Source organism: Bradyrhizobium sp. BRP20, assembly GCF_020194215.1.
GTDB classification, from domain to species: domain Bacteria; phylum Pseudomonadota; class Alphaproteobacteria; order Rhizobiales; family Xanthobacteraceae; genus Bradyrhizobium; species Bradyrhizobium yuanmingense.
The window spans coordinates 88,241-102,092 of record NZ_JADYVY010000016.1; the positions used below are offsets into that span (position 1 = coordinate 88,241).

Below are 13,852 nucleotides of genomic sequence, written 5' to 3' on the forward strand. Positions count from 1 at the left end.
TACCTATTCGGCGCGCTGCCATTACATGTGTGTCCTGCAAGCGCGCACCGTCACGCGGCCCCTCCACACCGGCAGCCCTCCCATGATCCCCTTCTCCGTGCTCGACCTCGCCCCCATCTGCCAGGGCGGCGACGCGTCGCAGGCGTTCCGCAATTCGCTCGATCTGGCCCGGCATGCCGAGACGTGGGGCTTCAAGCGGTTCTGGCTGGCCGAGCATCACAACATGACGGGCATCGCGAGCGCGGCGACGTCGGTAGTGATCGGCCACATCGCGGGCGGAACGAAAACGATCCGCGTCGGCTCCGGCGGGATCATGCTGCCGAACCACTCGCCGCTCGTCATCGCCGAGCAGTTCGGCACGCTGGAATCGCTCTATCCCGGGCGGATCGATCTCGGGCTCGGCCGGGCGCCGGGCACCGACCAGTTCACCGCGCGGGCGCTGCGGCGCGACCTTGCCACGACGTCCGAGAACTTTCCGCATGACGTGCTGGAGCTGCAGGCGCTGCTCGGCGACGTGCAGCCGAACCAGGCGATCCGCGCCGTGCCCGGCATGGGGACCAAGGTGCCGCTGTGGATCTTGGGATCGAGCACCTTTGGCGCGCAGCTGGCGGCAATGCTCGGCCTGCCCTTCGCGTTCGCCTCGCATTTCGCGCCGCAGATGATGATGCCGGCGCTGCGCGAATATCGTGCGCGCTTCGAGCCCTCGGCGCTGCTCGACAAGCCCTATGCGATGATCGGCGTCAACGTGTTCGCGGCCGACAGCGATGAAGAGGCACAGCGGATGTTCTCCTCGCTGCAGCAGCAATTCATCAACCTGCGCCGCGGCACGCCGGGGCCGCTGCCGCCGCCGGTGGAGGACATGGACGCGTTGTGGTCGCCGGCCGAGAAGGCCGGCGTTGCGCAAGCGCTGTCGTGCTCAGCGGTCGGGTCGCCCGATGTGGTCGAAGCGAAGCTGAAGGCGCTGATCACTGAAACCGGCGCGGACGAATTGATGACGACGGGGCAGATCTACGACCACACGGCACGGCTGCGCTCGTTCGAGATCGCAGCGGAGGTGCGGGATAGGCTGGCGGCGTCGCTCAATCGCTGAACTGGCTCCGGCTGAAAAACAGCGTGAGATTGCAGGCTCCGCAATGGCGTCCTAAACTCGGCATATGGAACGGTAGCGCAGCGCCGATCCCTCAAGGCCAGATCGGAGGATCGACGATGGATGTGATCCGCACCCGCGCCTTCGAGTTCATCGAGACGGTGCAAGAGCTTTCCGACGCCGCGAGTGTCCTGGACGCAATGGGACGCATGCTCGGCCAGCACGGCGCCGACCAGTTCTGTTGCGCCTATGTCGCCCCGCTCTCGACCGAAGCCCCGCGTGAGGCCGTTCTCGCCCATCGGTTGCCGCGCGGCTTTCTGGATATGTATTCCGCCGAGCAGTTCGTCTGGGACGATCCGGCGCTGCGCCATTGCAAGACGACGCTGCGCCCGTTCCGATGGCTCAGGGAAGCGCCGTTCGATCCGACCCGTGAGCCGCGCGCGGTCGAACTGGTTCGCCGCGCCCGCGACTTCGGGCTGAACGACGGCGTGATGGTCCCGATCGCTTCACCCGCCTACCGCATCGGTCATGTGTTCTTCGGCGGCCGCGAGATCGATCTGCCGGAGCGTGATCTGCCGGCTCTCCATCTCATGGCGCTTTATGCCTTCGACCGGGCGCTAACGCTGCGCGGCCAGCCCGAAGCGCGGACACTGGTGCTGTCTCTGCGCGAGTGCGAGGTGCTGACTCTGGCCGCAGTCGGACGATCCACCGAGGAGATCGCCGACGCCCTGGCGATTACGCCGCGCACCGTGAAGGCGCACGTCAAGAGCTGCTGCAAGAAGCTCGGCGCGACCACCCGCACGCAGGCCGTGATGATCGCCATGCGCAACCGGATGATCTCGCCCTGAGCCGTCGTGCTGCGGGTCGATGTTTGCGCATGATCTTTTCGGAGAACCGCGACACGCTTTTCCGGATCATGCTTTTAGTCCGGAAAGCCGAACAGCTTGGCCGGATTGTGCACCAGGATCTTCTCCAGCTCCGCCTGGTCGGGCGCGTAACGGTACATCAGCTCTAACAGATCGGCATCGTTCGGCGGCTGCTTCACCGAGACCGGATGCGGCCAGTCGCTGGCCCAGACGCAGCGATCGGGAGCGGCCTCGATATAGGCGCGCGCGATCGGGATCACGTCGTCGTAAGGCGCGCCGGTCTTCGAGGTCTTCTCGCCGAGCGAGAGCATGACCCAGAAATTGCCCTTGGCGAGCAGCTCCAGCATCTTGCGCAGATTCGGATCGTTCCTGCCGGCGTCGGGGTCGGGGCGCGCCATGTGGTCGATCAGCACGGGCACGTCGAGATCTTCGTATTTGGCGACGCTCGACATGATGCCGTCCTTCTCCGGCTGGATCTTAACGTACCAGCCGAGCTCGCGGATGCGGGCGATGGCACGGGCGAAATCGGCGTCCGACAGCACGGCGCCGAGCTCTTGGCGGAAACTGAAGCGCGCGCCGCGCACGCCGGCGTCATGCAGCTTGGCGAGATAGGCGTCGTTCGCTTCCGCGAACACCAGCGCATTGGCGCAGCCGCGATAGTTCGGGCCCATCGCGGCAAGGCCGTCGAGCACGACGGCATGGTCGGCGCCGTAGGTCGTGGTCTGCACGATGATGCCGCGCTCGATGCCGAGCGTCTTGTGCATGCGCAGGGCCGCTTCCCAGGTCGCGGTCGGCATCCGATAGGCGGCGCCGGGACGCTCAGGATATTTGTCGATCGGCCCCAGCACGTGGAACTGGCTGTCGATGGTCTTCGGCGGCGGCGCCTTGATAGGGCGGCGCGGGTTGGGGTCGAACGGCAGATAGGTCGGCATGCGAGCGCTCCTTCAGTCGATCACGGCGGTGAAGTCGCATTGGACCAGGGCGCCGCCATCCATGTTGTCCATCGGCAGCGCGTGGCGCGCGGGGCGCGAATGCTCGTCCGGAAACATCTTCAACCACTCGACATTAACGGGGCCGCGCTGCGAGCGGTCCTTCAGCCACACCGTCATCTTGATGATGTCGGAGGTCGAGCCGCCGGCGGCCTCCACCGTCGCCTTCATATGCGCGAACATGTTGGCGCATTGGGCATCCAGGCTTTCGGGCATCGCATTGGTCGCGGGATCGCGGCCGAGGATGACGCCGGACATCACGAGATTGCCGATGCGGCAGGCGTTCGGAATCGGGTTGACGTGCTTGAAGCCGCCGATGTGGATGCTCCTGCGCCGCGTTTGACCACTCATGGTGCGCTCCCTTTTCTGTTGCTTCAGACGAATCGGCACGAGACCGAGCCGAAGGCGCCGTAATCGGCATGGAAGGTGTCGCCGCGGCGGATGTCGACGGGACGCGTGAACGATCCCGCCAGCACGACCTCGCCGGCTTTGAGATGCTCGTCATGCGGTGCGAGGCGGTTGGCGAGCCAGGCGATGCCGTTGGCGGGGTGATTGAGCACGCCAGCGGCAAGCCCGGTCTCCTCGACCTCGCCGTTGCGGAACAGCAAGGCGCCGATCCAGCGCAGATCCGCATCCATCGGGCGGATCGGCCGGCCGCCGAGCACCAGCGCGGCATTGGCCGCGTTGTCCGAGATCGTGTCCATCACCTTGCGGGTCCTGCCCGTCTCGGGGTCGACGCGGTGCATGCGCGTCTCCAGAATCTCCAGCGCAGGCGTGACGTAGTCGGTGGCGTTGAGCACGTCGAAAATGGTGCAATCCGGTCCGCGCAGCGGCGCCTTCAGCACGAACGCGAGCTCGACCTCGATCCGCGGCGCGTGGAAGCGGTCGAACGGAACAGGCGTGGCATCGGCGTAGAACATGTCGGCGAACAGCACGCCGTAATCGGGCTCGTTGATACCGACCGCGTTCTGCATCGCCTTCGAGGTCAGGCCGATCTTGTGGCCCTTGATGATGCGGCCGCGGCCGAGCTGGAGTTTCGTCCAGGCGCGCTGGACCGCGTAGGCATCCTCGATGCTGAACTCCGGATAGTCGTTGGTGAACATCGGGATCAGCGATTTCGTGCGCTCGGCTTCGTCGAGGCGCGCGGCGAGGCGTTCGATCGTGGCGGAATCCAGCATCGTTTACTGCTCCGCCGCCACGGTGTTGCGCAGCACGCCGATGCGACTGGACTCGACCTCGACGACGTCGCCGTCCCTCAGCCAGCGTGGCGGATCGAACCGCGCACCCGCGCCGGTCGGCGTCCCTGTCACGATCATGTCGCCGGGCTTGAGGGTCGCGAAGGTCGAGAGATAGGAGATCAGGAAGTCGAACGGGAACATCAGCCGCTCGGTGGTGTCCTGCTGGCGCACCTCGCCGTTGACGCGCGTTGTGATGTCGTGCGGCCCGCGCGGATCGAGCTCGTCCGACGTCACAATCCACGGACCGATGCTGCCGGAGCGATCAAAATTCTTGCCCTGCGTGACGTTGAACTTGCCGTGGCGCAGCCAGTCGCGGATCGTGCCCTCATTGCACAGTGTCATGCCGAAGATGTGCGACCACGCTTTTTCGCGCGGAATGTGGCGGCCGCCCTGCCCGACCACGATGACGAGCTCGCCTTCATAGTCGAGCTGGTCCGAAACCTTCGGCTTCTCGATCGGCTGGCCGGAGCCCGTCATCGAGGACATGCTGCGCACGAACAGGCTGGGATATTTGGGCAGGTCCGAATTGTCTTTATACTCCGCATTGCGCTCGGCGTAATTGACGCCGATGCACCAGAGCTTCTCCGGCGCCAGCACCGGCGGCAACAGGACGAGCTTGTCCAGCGCATGATCCGGCTTTTGCCCCGCGACGGCCTCCTGCGCTTCGGCGAGTGCGTTGGCCGCGATCAGCGCCTTGACGTCCGAATAGTCGCGGCCGATGCGCCTGGTCAGATCGACCACGCCGCCGTCCACGGCCGCGCCGTAGCGCGCCTCGCCGTCCAGCAGATAGCTCAGCAGTCGCATTGTATGTCCTCCGATGATCTTGGGGCGGCGGCCGGCGATGAGGCCCGCACGCTCAGTCTTTCGACTTGGGAGTCTGGAACACGCTGCCCAGCGTCACGATCTCGCCGAGGCGGGCGTAGCGCGGCCCGCCGATGCGCGCGATCGGGTCGAGCGCCCTGGTCTCGACCTTGCCGTCGTTGACGAGACCGTCGCGCAAATGGAGCAGCACGACCTCGCCGACAATGAGCCGGCTCTTGGCGTCACCGAACTCGAGGCACTGCCGGAAACGGCACTCCATCGCGACCGGCGCGGCGGCAAGCCGCGGCACCTTGATGCGCTCGCTCGCGAGCGTCTCCAGGCCGAGATGCTCCACTTCGCTGATTTCAGGCGGATGCTCGACCGATGAGTCGTGCACGGCATTCATCAGCGGCGTATCCGCGATGTGGATCACATATTCCTCGGTATCGAGGATGTTGTGCGCGGTGTCCTTGTAGTCGGCGCCCTTGCGGCCGACGCTGATGGCGAGCATCGGCGGCTTCTGCGAGACGAAGGTGAAGGCGCTGAACGGAGCGAGATTGAGCACGCCCGTAGCTGACAGGCTCGTCACCCAGGCGATCGGGCGCGGCACCACGATGCCGGTCATCAGGCGGTAGATGCGCTCGGCGCCGAGCTCGGTCGGATCGATCCGCATCGATCAATCCGCCCTGATATTGGCCTTGCGCACCACCGGAATCCACTTGGCGTCCTCGCGCTCGAGATAAGCCTTGAACTCGGCCGGCGTCATCGGCGTGGCTTCGCCGCCGAGCTTCTCGAACTTGTCCGCAATGGCAGGGTCCTTGAGGATCGCGACCAGCGTCTCGTGCAGCTTCTCGACGATGGGCGCAGGCGTGCCAGCGGGCGCGAACAGGCCGGTGAAGGTCTGGCCGTCGAAGTCCTTGTAGCCGAGCTCGGCGAAGGTCGGCACGTCGGGCAGCGATTTCAATCGATGCGGTGAGGTGACGGCGAGCGCGCGGAACAGGCCGGCCTTGATGTGCTGGAGGCTGACCGTGAGCTGGTCGAAGGCGAACTGCACCTGACCGCCCAGGAGATCGTTGATGGCCGGCGCATTGCCGCGATAATGCGCCGTGACCCATTGCAGGCCGAGATTCGACTGCATCAGCTCGCTGAGCAGATGGTTGGTGGTGCCGGGACCGGGCGAGGCCATGGTCAGCTTGCCGGGCTCGCGCTTGGCGAGGTCGAGAAACTCCTTGAGCGTGGTCGCCTGCACCGAGGGATGAACCTCGAGCACCAGCGGCGTCATCGAGATCGTCGAGATCGGAAGAAAGTCCTTCTTCCAATTATAGGCGTCGCGCTTGTTGATCTCGGTCGCGAACAGCACCGGGCCGTTGGCGCCGACGAACAGCGTGTAGCCGTCGGGCGCCGATTTCGCGAAGGCTTCGCCCGCGATCATGCCGCCGGCGCCGGCCTTGTTCTCGATGACGAAGGGTTGGCCGAGCTTTTCCTGGAGCTTGTCGGCGACGATGCGCGCGGCGCTGTCGACATTGCCGCCGGCGGGATAGGGCACGATCAGCTTGACGTTGCGCGCCGGCCATTGCTGGCCGGAGGCGGGTCCCGCCAACATTGCGGCTGCTGCAGCGATGGCAATCCAGATTAATCTCATGTTAACCTCCCGGCGGCGCTTCCAATTCCATATCGGGCGCAGACTTTCGTGCATGGCATCCCGATCGAAGCGCAATCTCCAGATGCGCGCTTGCCCTGTCGAGCGAATTGTGGCGTTCTTGTCCATATTATGGACAAACGACGCGCAACGAAATCCACCCGCAGCGCCGTGGAGCCGCGACATGGCGCGCAGGCGATCCGGCGCGCGCTCGCGGTGCTGCGCATCCTGGCCGCAGGGCGCGAGGACGGTGTGCCATTGGCAGAGGTGGTCCGCACCACCGGCCTCACCCGCCCGACCGTGCATCGCATCGTCCACGTGCTGATCGAGGAAGGCATCGTCGAGCGGCACGGCAGGAGTGGCCGCTACGCGATCGGCAACCAGGTACCGGAACTGGCGCTGGCGCGTCCCCGGCCCTCGCGGCTGCTGGTCGCCGCAAATCCGTCGCTGCAGCGCGCGTCCGCCGCGATCGGCGACACGCTGTTCCTGACGGTGCGCACCGGCAACGACACGCTCTGCGTCGATCGCCGGATCGGCGTCTATCCGATCCAGGTGCTGTCGATCGAGGTCGGCGCGCGCCGGCCGCTCGGCGTCTCCAGCGCCGGCGTTGCCATCCTCGCCGCGATGCCGGCGCAGGAGGCGCGCAAGATCGTCGCGGCGAACGAGAAGCGGTTCGAGGCCTACCGGACCGACGTCGCGACCGTGCTCGGCGAGGTCACCGCCGCCAGGCGGCTGGGATATGGCATGAGAGAGATCGGACTGGTGCAGGGGACGAAATCGATCTCGACCTGGATCAAGACGCCGGACGGGCAACCGGCTGCAGCGATGACGGTCTCCGCCGTTCGCACGAGGCTCGGGCCAAGGCGCGAGCAGGAGGTCGCGGAGATCCTGCTGCGGGAGGCGCGGACCATCGAGCAGGCGATCGGGGGGTGAAGCGCGGACGGCGCCTCTTCGCCTCTCCCGCTTGCGGGGAGAGGCCGGAAATTTGCGCAGCAAATTCCGGGTGAGGGGGAGCCTCCGCGAGTCCAGCTGCCATCATCTTCGTGGAGAGAGCCCCTCACCCCAACCCTCCCCCGTAAGAACGGGGCGAGGGAGCGCACCGCCGGCGCGGCTGGAGCTCGCTTCAAACCCAGCGCTGTCAATGGGCTGACGTACCGCTCCGTTTTGTGGCACAACGGCCGCCATCGCCGACCGATCAACGAGGCCACGCATGCCCGCGCCGAAACCGCCTGCCTTCGAGACCCTGAGCCTGCATGCGGGCCAGCATCCGGATCCCACGACCGGCGCCCGGGCGGTGCCGATCTACCAGACCACGTCCTACGTGTTCCAGGATTCCGATCACGCCGCCGCGCTGTTCAATCTGGAGCGCGCCGGCCACATCTATACGCGCATCTCCAATCCGACCACCGGCGTGCTGGAGGAGCGGCTTGCGGCGCTGGAAGGCGGCGTCGGCGCGATCTGCACGGCGAGCGGCCAGGCGGCGCTGCACCTCGCCATCGCCACGCTGCTCAATGCCGGCGACCACATCGTGGCGTCGAGCTCGCTCTACGGCGGCACCATCAACCTCTTGGCGCACACGCTGCCCCGCTTCGGCATCACCACCACCTTCGTCAAGCCGCGCGATCTCGACGCGTTCCGCACAGCGATCAAGCCGAACACGAAGCTCGTGATCGGCGAGACCATCGGCAACCCTGGCCTCGAGGTGCTCGACATCCCGAAGGTTGCGGCGATCGCGCATGAGGCCAAGATTCCACTTCTGATCGACAACACCTTCGCCACGCCCTATCTCAGCCGCCCGATCGAGCTCGGTGCCGACATCGTGATGCATTCGGCAACCAAATGGATCGGCGGCCACGGCATTGCGATCGGCGGCGCTATCGTGGACGGCGGCCGCTTCGACTGGCGCTCCTCCGGCAAGTTCGGCGTGCTGACCGAGCCCTATGGCGGCTATCACGGCATCGTCTTCGACGAGCAGTTCGGCACCGCCGCTTTCATCATGCGCGCCCGCACAGAAGGCCTGCGCGATTTCGGCGCCTGCCTCTCGCCGACCAACGCGTTCCAGCTGCTCCAGGGCGTCGAGACGCTCGGCGTGCGCATGGACCGGCATATGCAGAACACGCATCTGGTGCTGGAGGCGCTGAAGTCCAACAAGGCCGTGGACTGGGTGCTGCACCCGTCGCTCGAGGACCATACGGACTACCAGCTTGCCAAGACGCTGCTGCCGCGCGGTGCCGGCTCGATCGTCTCCTTCGGCATCAAGGGCGGCCGGCCTGCCGGACGCAAGTTCATCGAGAGCTTACGCATGATCAGCCATCTCGCCAATGTCGGCGACGCCAAGACGCTGGTGATCCATCCGGCCTCGACCACGCATCAGCAGATGGATGCCGAGCAGCTCAAGGCGGCCGGCATCGGCGAAGAGCTGGTGCGGCTCTCGGTCGGCATCGAGACCGCAAGCGACATCATCGACGACCTCAACCAAGCGCTGCGCATCTCGCAAAAGGCCTGACACCATGAAGCTCTCCGTCAACGGCACCGATGTGTTTGTCGCAACCGGTGGCCGCGACTTCGACAAGTCCCTGCCCGCGGTCGTCTTCATCCACGGCGCCGGCTTCGACCATTCGACCTGGGCGTTGCATACGCGCTGGTTCGCCCATCACGGCTTTGCCGTGCTGGCGCCCGACCTGCCCGGCCACGGCCGCTCTACTGGGCCTTCGCTCGGCAGCATCGCCGAGATGGCCGACTGGACGGCGGCGCTGCTCGATGCGGCGGGCGCCGCAAAGGCGCATCTGATCGGTCACTCCATGGGCTCGCTGATCTCGCTGGAGACCGCCGCGCGACATCCCAACAAGGTGTCAGCGCTGAGCCTGATCGGCACCGCCGCGACCATGACGGTGGGTCCGGATCTGTTGAAAGCCGCCGAAGCCAACTCGCAGGATGCCAACGACATGGTCTCGATCTGGGGCCTCGGCTTCAACGCGGAGCTCGGCGGCAGCCTGGCGCCGGGCCTGTGGATGCATGGCGGCGCGCAGGCGGTGCTCAGGGCATGCGAGCCGGGCGTGCTGTTCAGGGATCTGTCGGCCTGCAACTCCTATACGAATGCGCTTGCCGCTGCGGCGACCGTGAAGGTGCCGACGACGCTCATCCTCGGCGAGCGGGACATGATGACGCCGGCGAAGGCCGGCAAGGCGCTCGCCGCGGCGATCCCGCATGCAAAGACCGTCGTGGTGCCCGGCGCCGGCCACATGATCATGGCCGAGCGGCCGGACGAGCTGCTGGCGGCGCTGAGGAACTAAAGTTGTCTACGCATGATCTTTCCGGAAAGCCGCTTCGCACTTTTCCGGATCATGCTTTAGGCGGATCAATCTTCCGTCTTGCGCGTTGCGGTCAGACATCCCTCTCACTCAAGAAGGGAACTGGACCATGCCGAGACAGGAAGTCATTCGCAAAGCCAGGCAAGACAAGCGCGCCGGCAAGTCGGCCAGCACGCAGGCCGGCGAATTCGTCAAGGACGAGATCGACAGGATCCGGAAAGGCAAGCACGGCGCACGCTCGACCAAGCAGGCCATCGCGATCGGCCTCTCCGAAGCGCGTCGCGCCGGTGTCGATCTGCCGCCACCGCGCAAGGGAAGCACTAAGAAGTCGACGCGCCGTAGTGCCAAGTACGCTTACGAGGTCGGCCAGGGCAAACGCACGCCGAAGCGGAGGCCAAAAGTATCGCGCGCCGCCACGAACGCTCTGAAGAAGGAACCGCGATCGACCGCATCGCGCAGTGCGCTGTCGAAACAGGCCAAGCGAGCCGCAAGCCGCCGAACCGCAGCGTCCCGTTCAGCCGCCGCGCGCAAGGCAAGCCACACCAAGGGTGCCAAGGTGCGCTCCGCCGCCGCGAAGAAGGCGGCGCGCACCAGGGCGCGCCGCCAGAGCTGATCAGCTCAGGCGGCGTCAGGCGGATTCATCTGGCGCGGTCAGAAGTGGTCGGCACCACATCGCGGGCGTCTGTGGGGTGGGCAAAGCGAGGCGTGCCCACGATTTCTTCGCCGCGTTGGGCAGGTCGTGGGCACGGCGCAAATGCGCCTTTGCCCACCCTACGATTCCGTCGATCGTGGAAAGAGACGGCTCACTCACCACATCGTCGCGGCGGCGCGCTCCGGCCAGATGCGGTCGTATTCCGCGCCGCCGACTTTGTTGTCGCTCATCTCCGCAAGAATCTGCCCCGGTGTCGGCAGCGTCTTCGGATCGACGCGCTTGTCGGGATTCCAGAGATCGGCGCGGACGATGGCGCGGGCGCACTGGAAGTAGATCTCGTCCACGTTCATCACCATGACGCTACGCGGCGCCTTACCCTCGACCTTGAACGAGGCCAGCAGCTCCGGATCGATCGACAGATGCGCGCGGCCGTTGGCCCGCACCGCATTGCCCGAGCCGGGGATCAGGAACATCAGCGACACGCGCGGGTCGCGCACGATATTGCGCAAGGAATCGACTCGGTTGTTGCCGCGGCGGTCGGGCAGCATCAGCGTCTTGGGGTCATGGATGCGGACAAAGCCGGGCAGATCGCCGCGCGGCGAGCAGTCGATGCCTTCGGGCCCGATGGTGGCGAGCGCGGCGAACGGCGCCTTCTCGATGAAGATGCGGTAGAGCGGGGTGACGTGGTCGGCAACTTTGACGGTCGAGGCATCGTTCGTGACGCCGTAGATGGCCTCCAGCTGCTCGACCGTTTCAATCACCGTCATTCCACTCTCTCCGTGTTATTGCCCGCAACTAATCTTGCCAGCCTTGATTCCTGATCACGCGCACGAGCTGGCGGCTGTGATAGTCGGCGCTGCCGGCATTGAGGATGGTGACATCGGCGTGTGCCGAGGCGTCATCGACGCTGCGCGACAGCCGCTCGGCGATGTTGCCATCGCTTTTCCGGGCGCGCGCGGCAAGCCGCTGCGCCAATACGTCCGGCGGCGCCGTGATCGCGACCACCACGACGTTGGCATAGGCGCGGCGCAAGGCAGCGATCACGGTGCGTGAGACGTTGGCAACGATGGTGCGGCCCGCGCGGACGTCGTCGTTGATCTCGAGCGGCAGTGCATAGGAATGCCCATGCGCCTCCCAGTGCACGGCAAAGTCGCCGTGCTCGCACGCGCGGCGGAATTCGTCGGGACTGACCGCGATATTGTCTTCATCGGCCGAGGACGCACGCGTCACGATGCGGCGCGGGAAGACGATGTCGGGATCGTCGCTGCAAGCCGCCTGGGCCAGCCGCAGCAAGGTATCCTTGCCGGCGCCGCTGGGGCCGACCACGAGCACGAGCCGGCCGGGGCCGATCGCACCCGTCTCGCCTTCGCCCGTGGCCGCCATCTCGCTCATGCGACGCGGTGTCCTTCGCGCCAGACGCTGCGGACCACGGGAACGTGGCCTGCGACATGGACGCGGATCAGATCGGCGCGCTTGCCGGTCGCGACCTCGCCGCGGTCGGTGAGGCCGACCGCTTCGGCGGGCGCTTTCGTCACGGTGCGGACCGCGGCCGGAAGGCTGATCGCGGGCACATGCTCGGGCAATTGCAACGCGGCCATCAAAAGGCTCGACGGGATGTAGTCCGACGACAGGATGTCGAGCAGGCCCTCGCGGGCGAGATCGACCGCGGCGATGTTGCCGGAGTGCGAGCCGCCGCGCACCACGTTCGGCGCGCCCATCAGGATGTCGATGCCGGCCTGGTGCAGGCCGCGCGCGGCCTCAAGCGTGGTCGGGAATTCCGCGACGGAGACGCGGTCGCGCACGGCGTCCGCGACGTTCTCCTCGGTGGTGTCGTCGTGGCTCGCCAGCGGAATGTTGTACTCATGCGCCAGCGCTACGATCTCGCGCATGTTGGCCGCGGCGTAGAGCCTCTGATACTCGAAGCGCTTTGCGAATAATTCGTCGAGCTCGGCATCGGTCTTGCCGCCGCCCTTGCCGCGGTAATAGTCGCGCAGCTTGACCTCGTCGCGAAACTGGCGTTGGCCCGGCGTGTGGTCCATCAGCGACATCAGCTTGACGTCGGGACGGTCGATCAGCTCCTTGGCCTCCTCGACCACGCTCGGCATCGGGATCTCGCAGCGCAGATGCAGGAAGTGATCGGCGCGCAGCAGGTTGGCCTCGCGCGCGGTGGTGATCGCGGCGGCGAGCACGCCGGCGCGGCCATCGACCTCCTCGGCGCCGTCCTCGCGCCAGACCCGGAGCGAATCGAACACGGTGGTGATGCCCGAGGTCGCGAGCTGGCCGTCATAGGAGATGACGGCGGCGACAGGATTCCAGAACACCTTTGGCCGCGGCACGTAATGCGCCTCGAGATGGTCGGTGTGGAGTTCGATCAGGCCGGGCATGATCAGATCGCCGCCGGCATCCTCGGCACCCGCGGGCGCAGTCCCCTCGCCGATCTCCGCAATGCGGCCGTCGGCAAGCGCGAGCCAGCCCTGTTCGATCACCCGGTCAGCCAGCACGATCCTGGCGTTGGCGATCACGGATTCCTTCTTCATTTCCCCATTCCTTCAGGCCGCGGCGGCAAAGCCGGTGACGTCGACGATGCGGTCGGCAATCAAATGACGGATTTCGTCGTCATGGACAATGGCGACCATGGCGACGCCCTGACGTTTCTTTTCAGCGACCAGCTCGACCACCACGGCGCGATTGGCCGCATCGAGCGAGGCGGTCGGCTCGTCCAGCAGAAGGATCGGCAGGTCGGAGATGAAGCCACGGGCGATGTTCACGCGCTGCTGCTCGCCGCCGGAGAAGGTCGCGGGGGGAAGCTGCCAGAGCCGTTCGGGGATGTTGAGACGATGCAGCAGCTCGCCGGCGCGCGCCTGTGCGTCTGCCCGGCTCATGCCATTCGCGATCAGCGGCTCCGCGACGACGTCGATGGTGGCGACGCGCGGCACCGCGCGCAGGAACTGGCTGACATAGCCGATGGTGGAGCGGCGGATGTTGAGCACCTGGCGTGGCTCGGCGGTGGCAAGATCGACCACTTTGCCGCGATGGCGGATGCCGATGCAGCCGCTATCGCAGCGATAATTGCCGAAGATCATCTTCAGGATGGACGACTTGCCGGCGCCCGACGGCCCCGACAGCACGACGCACTCGCCTGGATTGACCTGGAAGGTCACGCCACGCACGACAGGCAGCTCGATGCCGCCCTGCAGGTGCATCGTAAAGGTCTTGCTGGCGTCAGTGATGTCGATCATGGCGGTCATTGGAAAGCTCATATCGTAAAG

Annotated in this window: 16 protein-coding genes; 6 read left to right on the forward strand and 10 right to left on the reverse strand. The window is 66.1% G+C overall.

Features of this window, described 5'->3' with window-relative positions:
- The first annotated feature begins 82 nt into the window (after window positions 1–82).
- Together I6F33_RS29715 and I6F33_RS29720 are read left to right on the forward strand one after the other, a co-directional pair.
- On the forward strand, window positions 83–1,090 hold the full coding sequence (locus I6F33_RS29715; RefSeq protein WP_225144925.1) for an LLM class flavin-dependent oxidoreductase: 1,008 nt from the start codon (window positions 83–85) through the stop codon (window positions 1,088–1,090).
- A 116-nt stretch (window positions 1,091–1,206) separates the two neighbouring features.
- Window positions 1,207–1,935 carry a LuxR family transcriptional regulator gene (locus tag I6F33_RS29720; protein ID WP_225144926.1) on the forward strand — a complete coding sequence of 243 codons (729 nt, stop codon included), beginning with the start codon at window positions 1,207–1,209 and terminating at the stop codon, window positions 1,933–1,935.
- A gap of 74 nt (window positions 1,936–2,009) precedes the next feature.
- Here I6F33_RS29720 and I6F33_RS29725 read toward each other — a convergent pair whose 3' ends face one another.
- The 6 genes from I6F33_RS29725 to I6F33_RS29750 are packed head-to-tail and all read right to left on the reverse strand — an operon-like array spanning window position 2,010 to window position 6,623.
- On the reverse strand, window positions 2,010–2,885 hold the full coding sequence (locus I6F33_RS29725) for an amidohydrolase (RefSeq protein WP_225144927.1): 876 nt from the start codon (window positions 2,883–2,885) through the stop codon (window positions 2,010–2,012).
- Between the two features lie 12 nt (window positions 2,886–2,897).
- Entirely contained in the window at window positions 2,898–3,293 is a 396-nt protein-coding gene (locus I6F33_RS29730) for a RidA family protein (RefSeq protein ID WP_225133946.1), read from the reverse strand.
- Between the two features lie 23 nt (window positions 3,294–3,316).
- The gene (gene hpaH, locus I6F33_RS29735) at window positions 3,317–4,120 is read right to left on the reverse strand and encodes a 2-oxo-hept-4-ene-1,7-dioate hydratase (RefSeq protein ID WP_225144928.1); all 804 of its coding nucleotides are present in this window, start codon (window positions 4,118–4,120) and stop codon (window positions 3,317–3,319) included.
- Between the two features lie 3 nt (window positions 4,121–4,123).
- Window positions 4,124–4,984: a fumarylacetoacetate hydrolase family protein gene (locus I6F33_RS29740; protein WP_036026966.1), complete on the reverse strand. Its 861-nt coding sequence runs from the start codon at window positions 4,982–4,984 to the stop codon at window positions 4,124–4,126.
- 52 nt (window positions 4,985–5,036) lie between these two features.
- A complete protein-coding gene (locus I6F33_RS29745) occupies window positions 5,037–5,654 on the reverse strand; it encodes a flavin reductase family protein (protein ID WP_225144929.1) in 618 nt (205 codons plus the stop codon).
- Window positions 5,655–5,657: 3 nt separating this feature from the next.
- Window positions 5,658–6,623, reverse strand: a complete 966-nt coding sequence (locus tag I6F33_RS29750) for a tripartite tricarboxylate transporter substrate binding protein (protein WP_057027821.1) — start codon at window positions 6,621–6,623, stop codon at window positions 5,658–5,660.
- 129 nt (window positions 6,624–6,752) lie between these two features.
- Between I6F33_RS29750 and I6F33_RS29755 the strand changes: the two genes are divergently transcribed.
- From I6F33_RS29755 to I6F33_RS29770, 4 genes are all read left to right on the forward strand, one after another.
- Window positions 6,753–7,553 (forward strand): IclR family transcriptional regulator, encoded by an 801-nt coding sequence (locus I6F33_RS29755; protein WP_225144930.1) that lies wholly within the window; start codon window positions 6,753–6,755, stop codon window positions 7,551–7,553.
- A 277-nt stretch (window positions 7,554–7,830) separates the two neighbouring features.
- Window positions 7,831–9,126 carry an O-acetylhomoserine aminocarboxypropyltransferase gene (locus tag I6F33_RS29760; protein ID WP_128264909.1) on the forward strand — a complete coding sequence of 432 codons (1,296 nt, stop codon included), beginning with the start codon at window positions 7,831–7,833 and terminating at the stop codon, window positions 9,124–9,126.
- 4 nt (window positions 9,127–9,130) lie between these two features.
- The gene (locus tag I6F33_RS29765) at window positions 9,131–9,913 is read left to right on the forward strand and encodes an alpha/beta fold hydrolase (protein WP_225144931.1); all 783 of its coding nucleotides are present in this window, start codon (window positions 9,131–9,133) and stop codon (window positions 9,911–9,913) included.
- Window positions 9,914–10,040: 127 nt separating this feature from the next.
- On the forward strand, window positions 10,041–10,544 hold the full coding sequence (locus I6F33_RS29770; protein ID WP_036026948.1) for a DUF6496 domain-containing protein: 504 nt from the start codon (window positions 10,041–10,043) through the stop codon (window positions 10,542–10,544).
- A 194-nt stretch (window positions 10,545–10,738) separates the two neighbouring features.
- Here I6F33_RS29770 and I6F33_RS29775 read toward each other — a convergent pair whose 3' ends face one another.
- The 4 genes from I6F33_RS29775 to phnL are packed head-to-tail and all read right to left on the reverse strand — an operon-like array spanning window position 10,739 to window position 13,831.
- On the reverse strand, window positions 10,739–11,350 hold the full coding sequence (locus I6F33_RS29775) for a pyridoxamine 5'-phosphate oxidase family protein (protein ID WP_036026947.1): 612 nt from the start codon (window positions 11,348–11,350) through the stop codon (window positions 10,739–10,741).
- A gap of 28 nt (window positions 11,351–11,378) precedes the next feature.
- Window positions 11,379–11,975 carry a phosphonate metabolism protein/1,5-bisphosphokinase (PRPP-forming) PhnN gene (gene phnN, locus I6F33_RS29780; RefSeq protein ID WP_036026943.1) on the reverse strand — a complete coding sequence of 199 codons (597 nt, stop codon included), beginning with the start codon at window positions 11,973–11,975 and terminating at the stop codon, window positions 11,379–11,381.
- Window positions 11,972–13,120: an alpha-D-ribose 1-methylphosphonate 5-triphosphate diphosphatase gene (locus I6F33_RS29785; protein ID WP_128264913.1), complete on the reverse strand. Its 1,149-nt coding sequence runs from the start codon at window positions 13,118–13,120 to the stop codon at window positions 11,972–11,974. Before I6F33_RS29785 ends, phnN begins: the two co-directional genes overlap by 4 nt.
- 12 nt (window positions 13,121–13,132) lie before the next feature.
- Entirely contained in the window at window positions 13,133–13,831 is a 699-nt protein-coding gene (phnL, locus tag I6F33_RS29790; protein WP_225144932.1) for a phosphonate C-P lyase system protein PhnL, read from the reverse strand.
- Window positions 13,832–13,852: the final 21 nt, after the last annotated feature.

Bases quoted from the DNA above. Each gene is read 5' to 3' on its own strand.
- I6F33_RS29715 (WP_225144925.1), top strand. From the start codon at position 83: ATGATCCCCTTCTCCGTGCTCGACCTCGCCCCCATCTGCCAGGGCGGC.
- I6F33_RS29720 (WP_225144926.1), top strand. From the start codon at position 1,207: ATGGATGTGATCCGCACCCGCGCCTTCGAGTTCATCGAGACGGTGCAA.
- I6F33_RS29725 (WP_225144927.1), bottom strand. From the start codon at position 2,885: ATGCCGACCTATCTGCCGTTCGACCCCAACCCGCGCCGCCCTATCAAG.
- I6F33_RS29730 (WP_225133946.1), bottom strand. From the start codon at position 3,293: ATGAGTGGTCAAACGCGGCGCAGGAGCATCCACATCGGCGGCTTCAAG.
- hpaH (WP_225144928.1), bottom strand. From the start codon at position 4,120: ATGCTGGATTCCGCCACGATCGAACGCCTCGCCGCGCGCCTCGACGAA.
- I6F33_RS29740 (WP_036026966.1), bottom strand. From the start codon at position 4,984: ATGCGACTGCTGAGCTATCTGCTGGACGGCGAGGCGCGCTACGGCGCG.
- I6F33_RS29745 (WP_225144929.1), bottom strand. From the start codon at position 5,654: ATGCGGATCGATCCGACCGAGCTCGGCGCCGAGCGCATCTACCGCCTG.
- I6F33_RS29750 (WP_057027821.1), bottom strand. From the start codon at position 6,623: ATGAGATTAATCTGGATTGCCATCGCTGCAGCAGCCGCAATGTTGGCG.
- I6F33_RS29755 (WP_225144930.1), top strand. From the start codon at position 6,753: ATGGACAAACGACGCGCAACGAAATCCACCCGCAGCGCCGTGGAGCCG.
- I6F33_RS29760 (WP_128264909.1), top strand. From the start codon at position 7,831: ATGCCCGCGCCGAAACCGCCTGCCTTCGAGACCCTGAGCCTGCATGCG.
- I6F33_RS29765 (WP_225144931.1), top strand. From the start codon at position 9,131: ATGAAGCTCTCCGTCAACGGCACCGATGTGTTTGTCGCAACCGGTGGC.
- I6F33_RS29770 (WP_036026948.1), top strand. From the start codon at position 10,041: ATGCCGAGACAGGAAGTCATTCGCAAAGCCAGGCAAGACAAGCGCGCC.
- I6F33_RS29775 (WP_036026947.1), bottom strand. From the start codon at position 11,350: ATGACGGTGATTGAAACGGTCGAGCAGCTGGAGGCCATCTACGGCGTC.
- phnN (WP_036026943.1), bottom strand. From the start codon at position 11,975: ATGAGCGAGATGGCGGCCACGGGCGAAGGCGAGACGGGTGCGATCGGC.
- I6F33_RS29785 (WP_128264913.1), bottom strand. From the start codon at position 13,120: ATGAAGAAGGAATCCGTGATCGCCAACGCCAGGATCGTGCTGGCTGAC.
- phnL (WP_225144932.1), bottom strand. From the start codon at position 13,831: ATGACCGCCATGATCGACATCACTGACGCCAGCAAGACCTTTACGATG.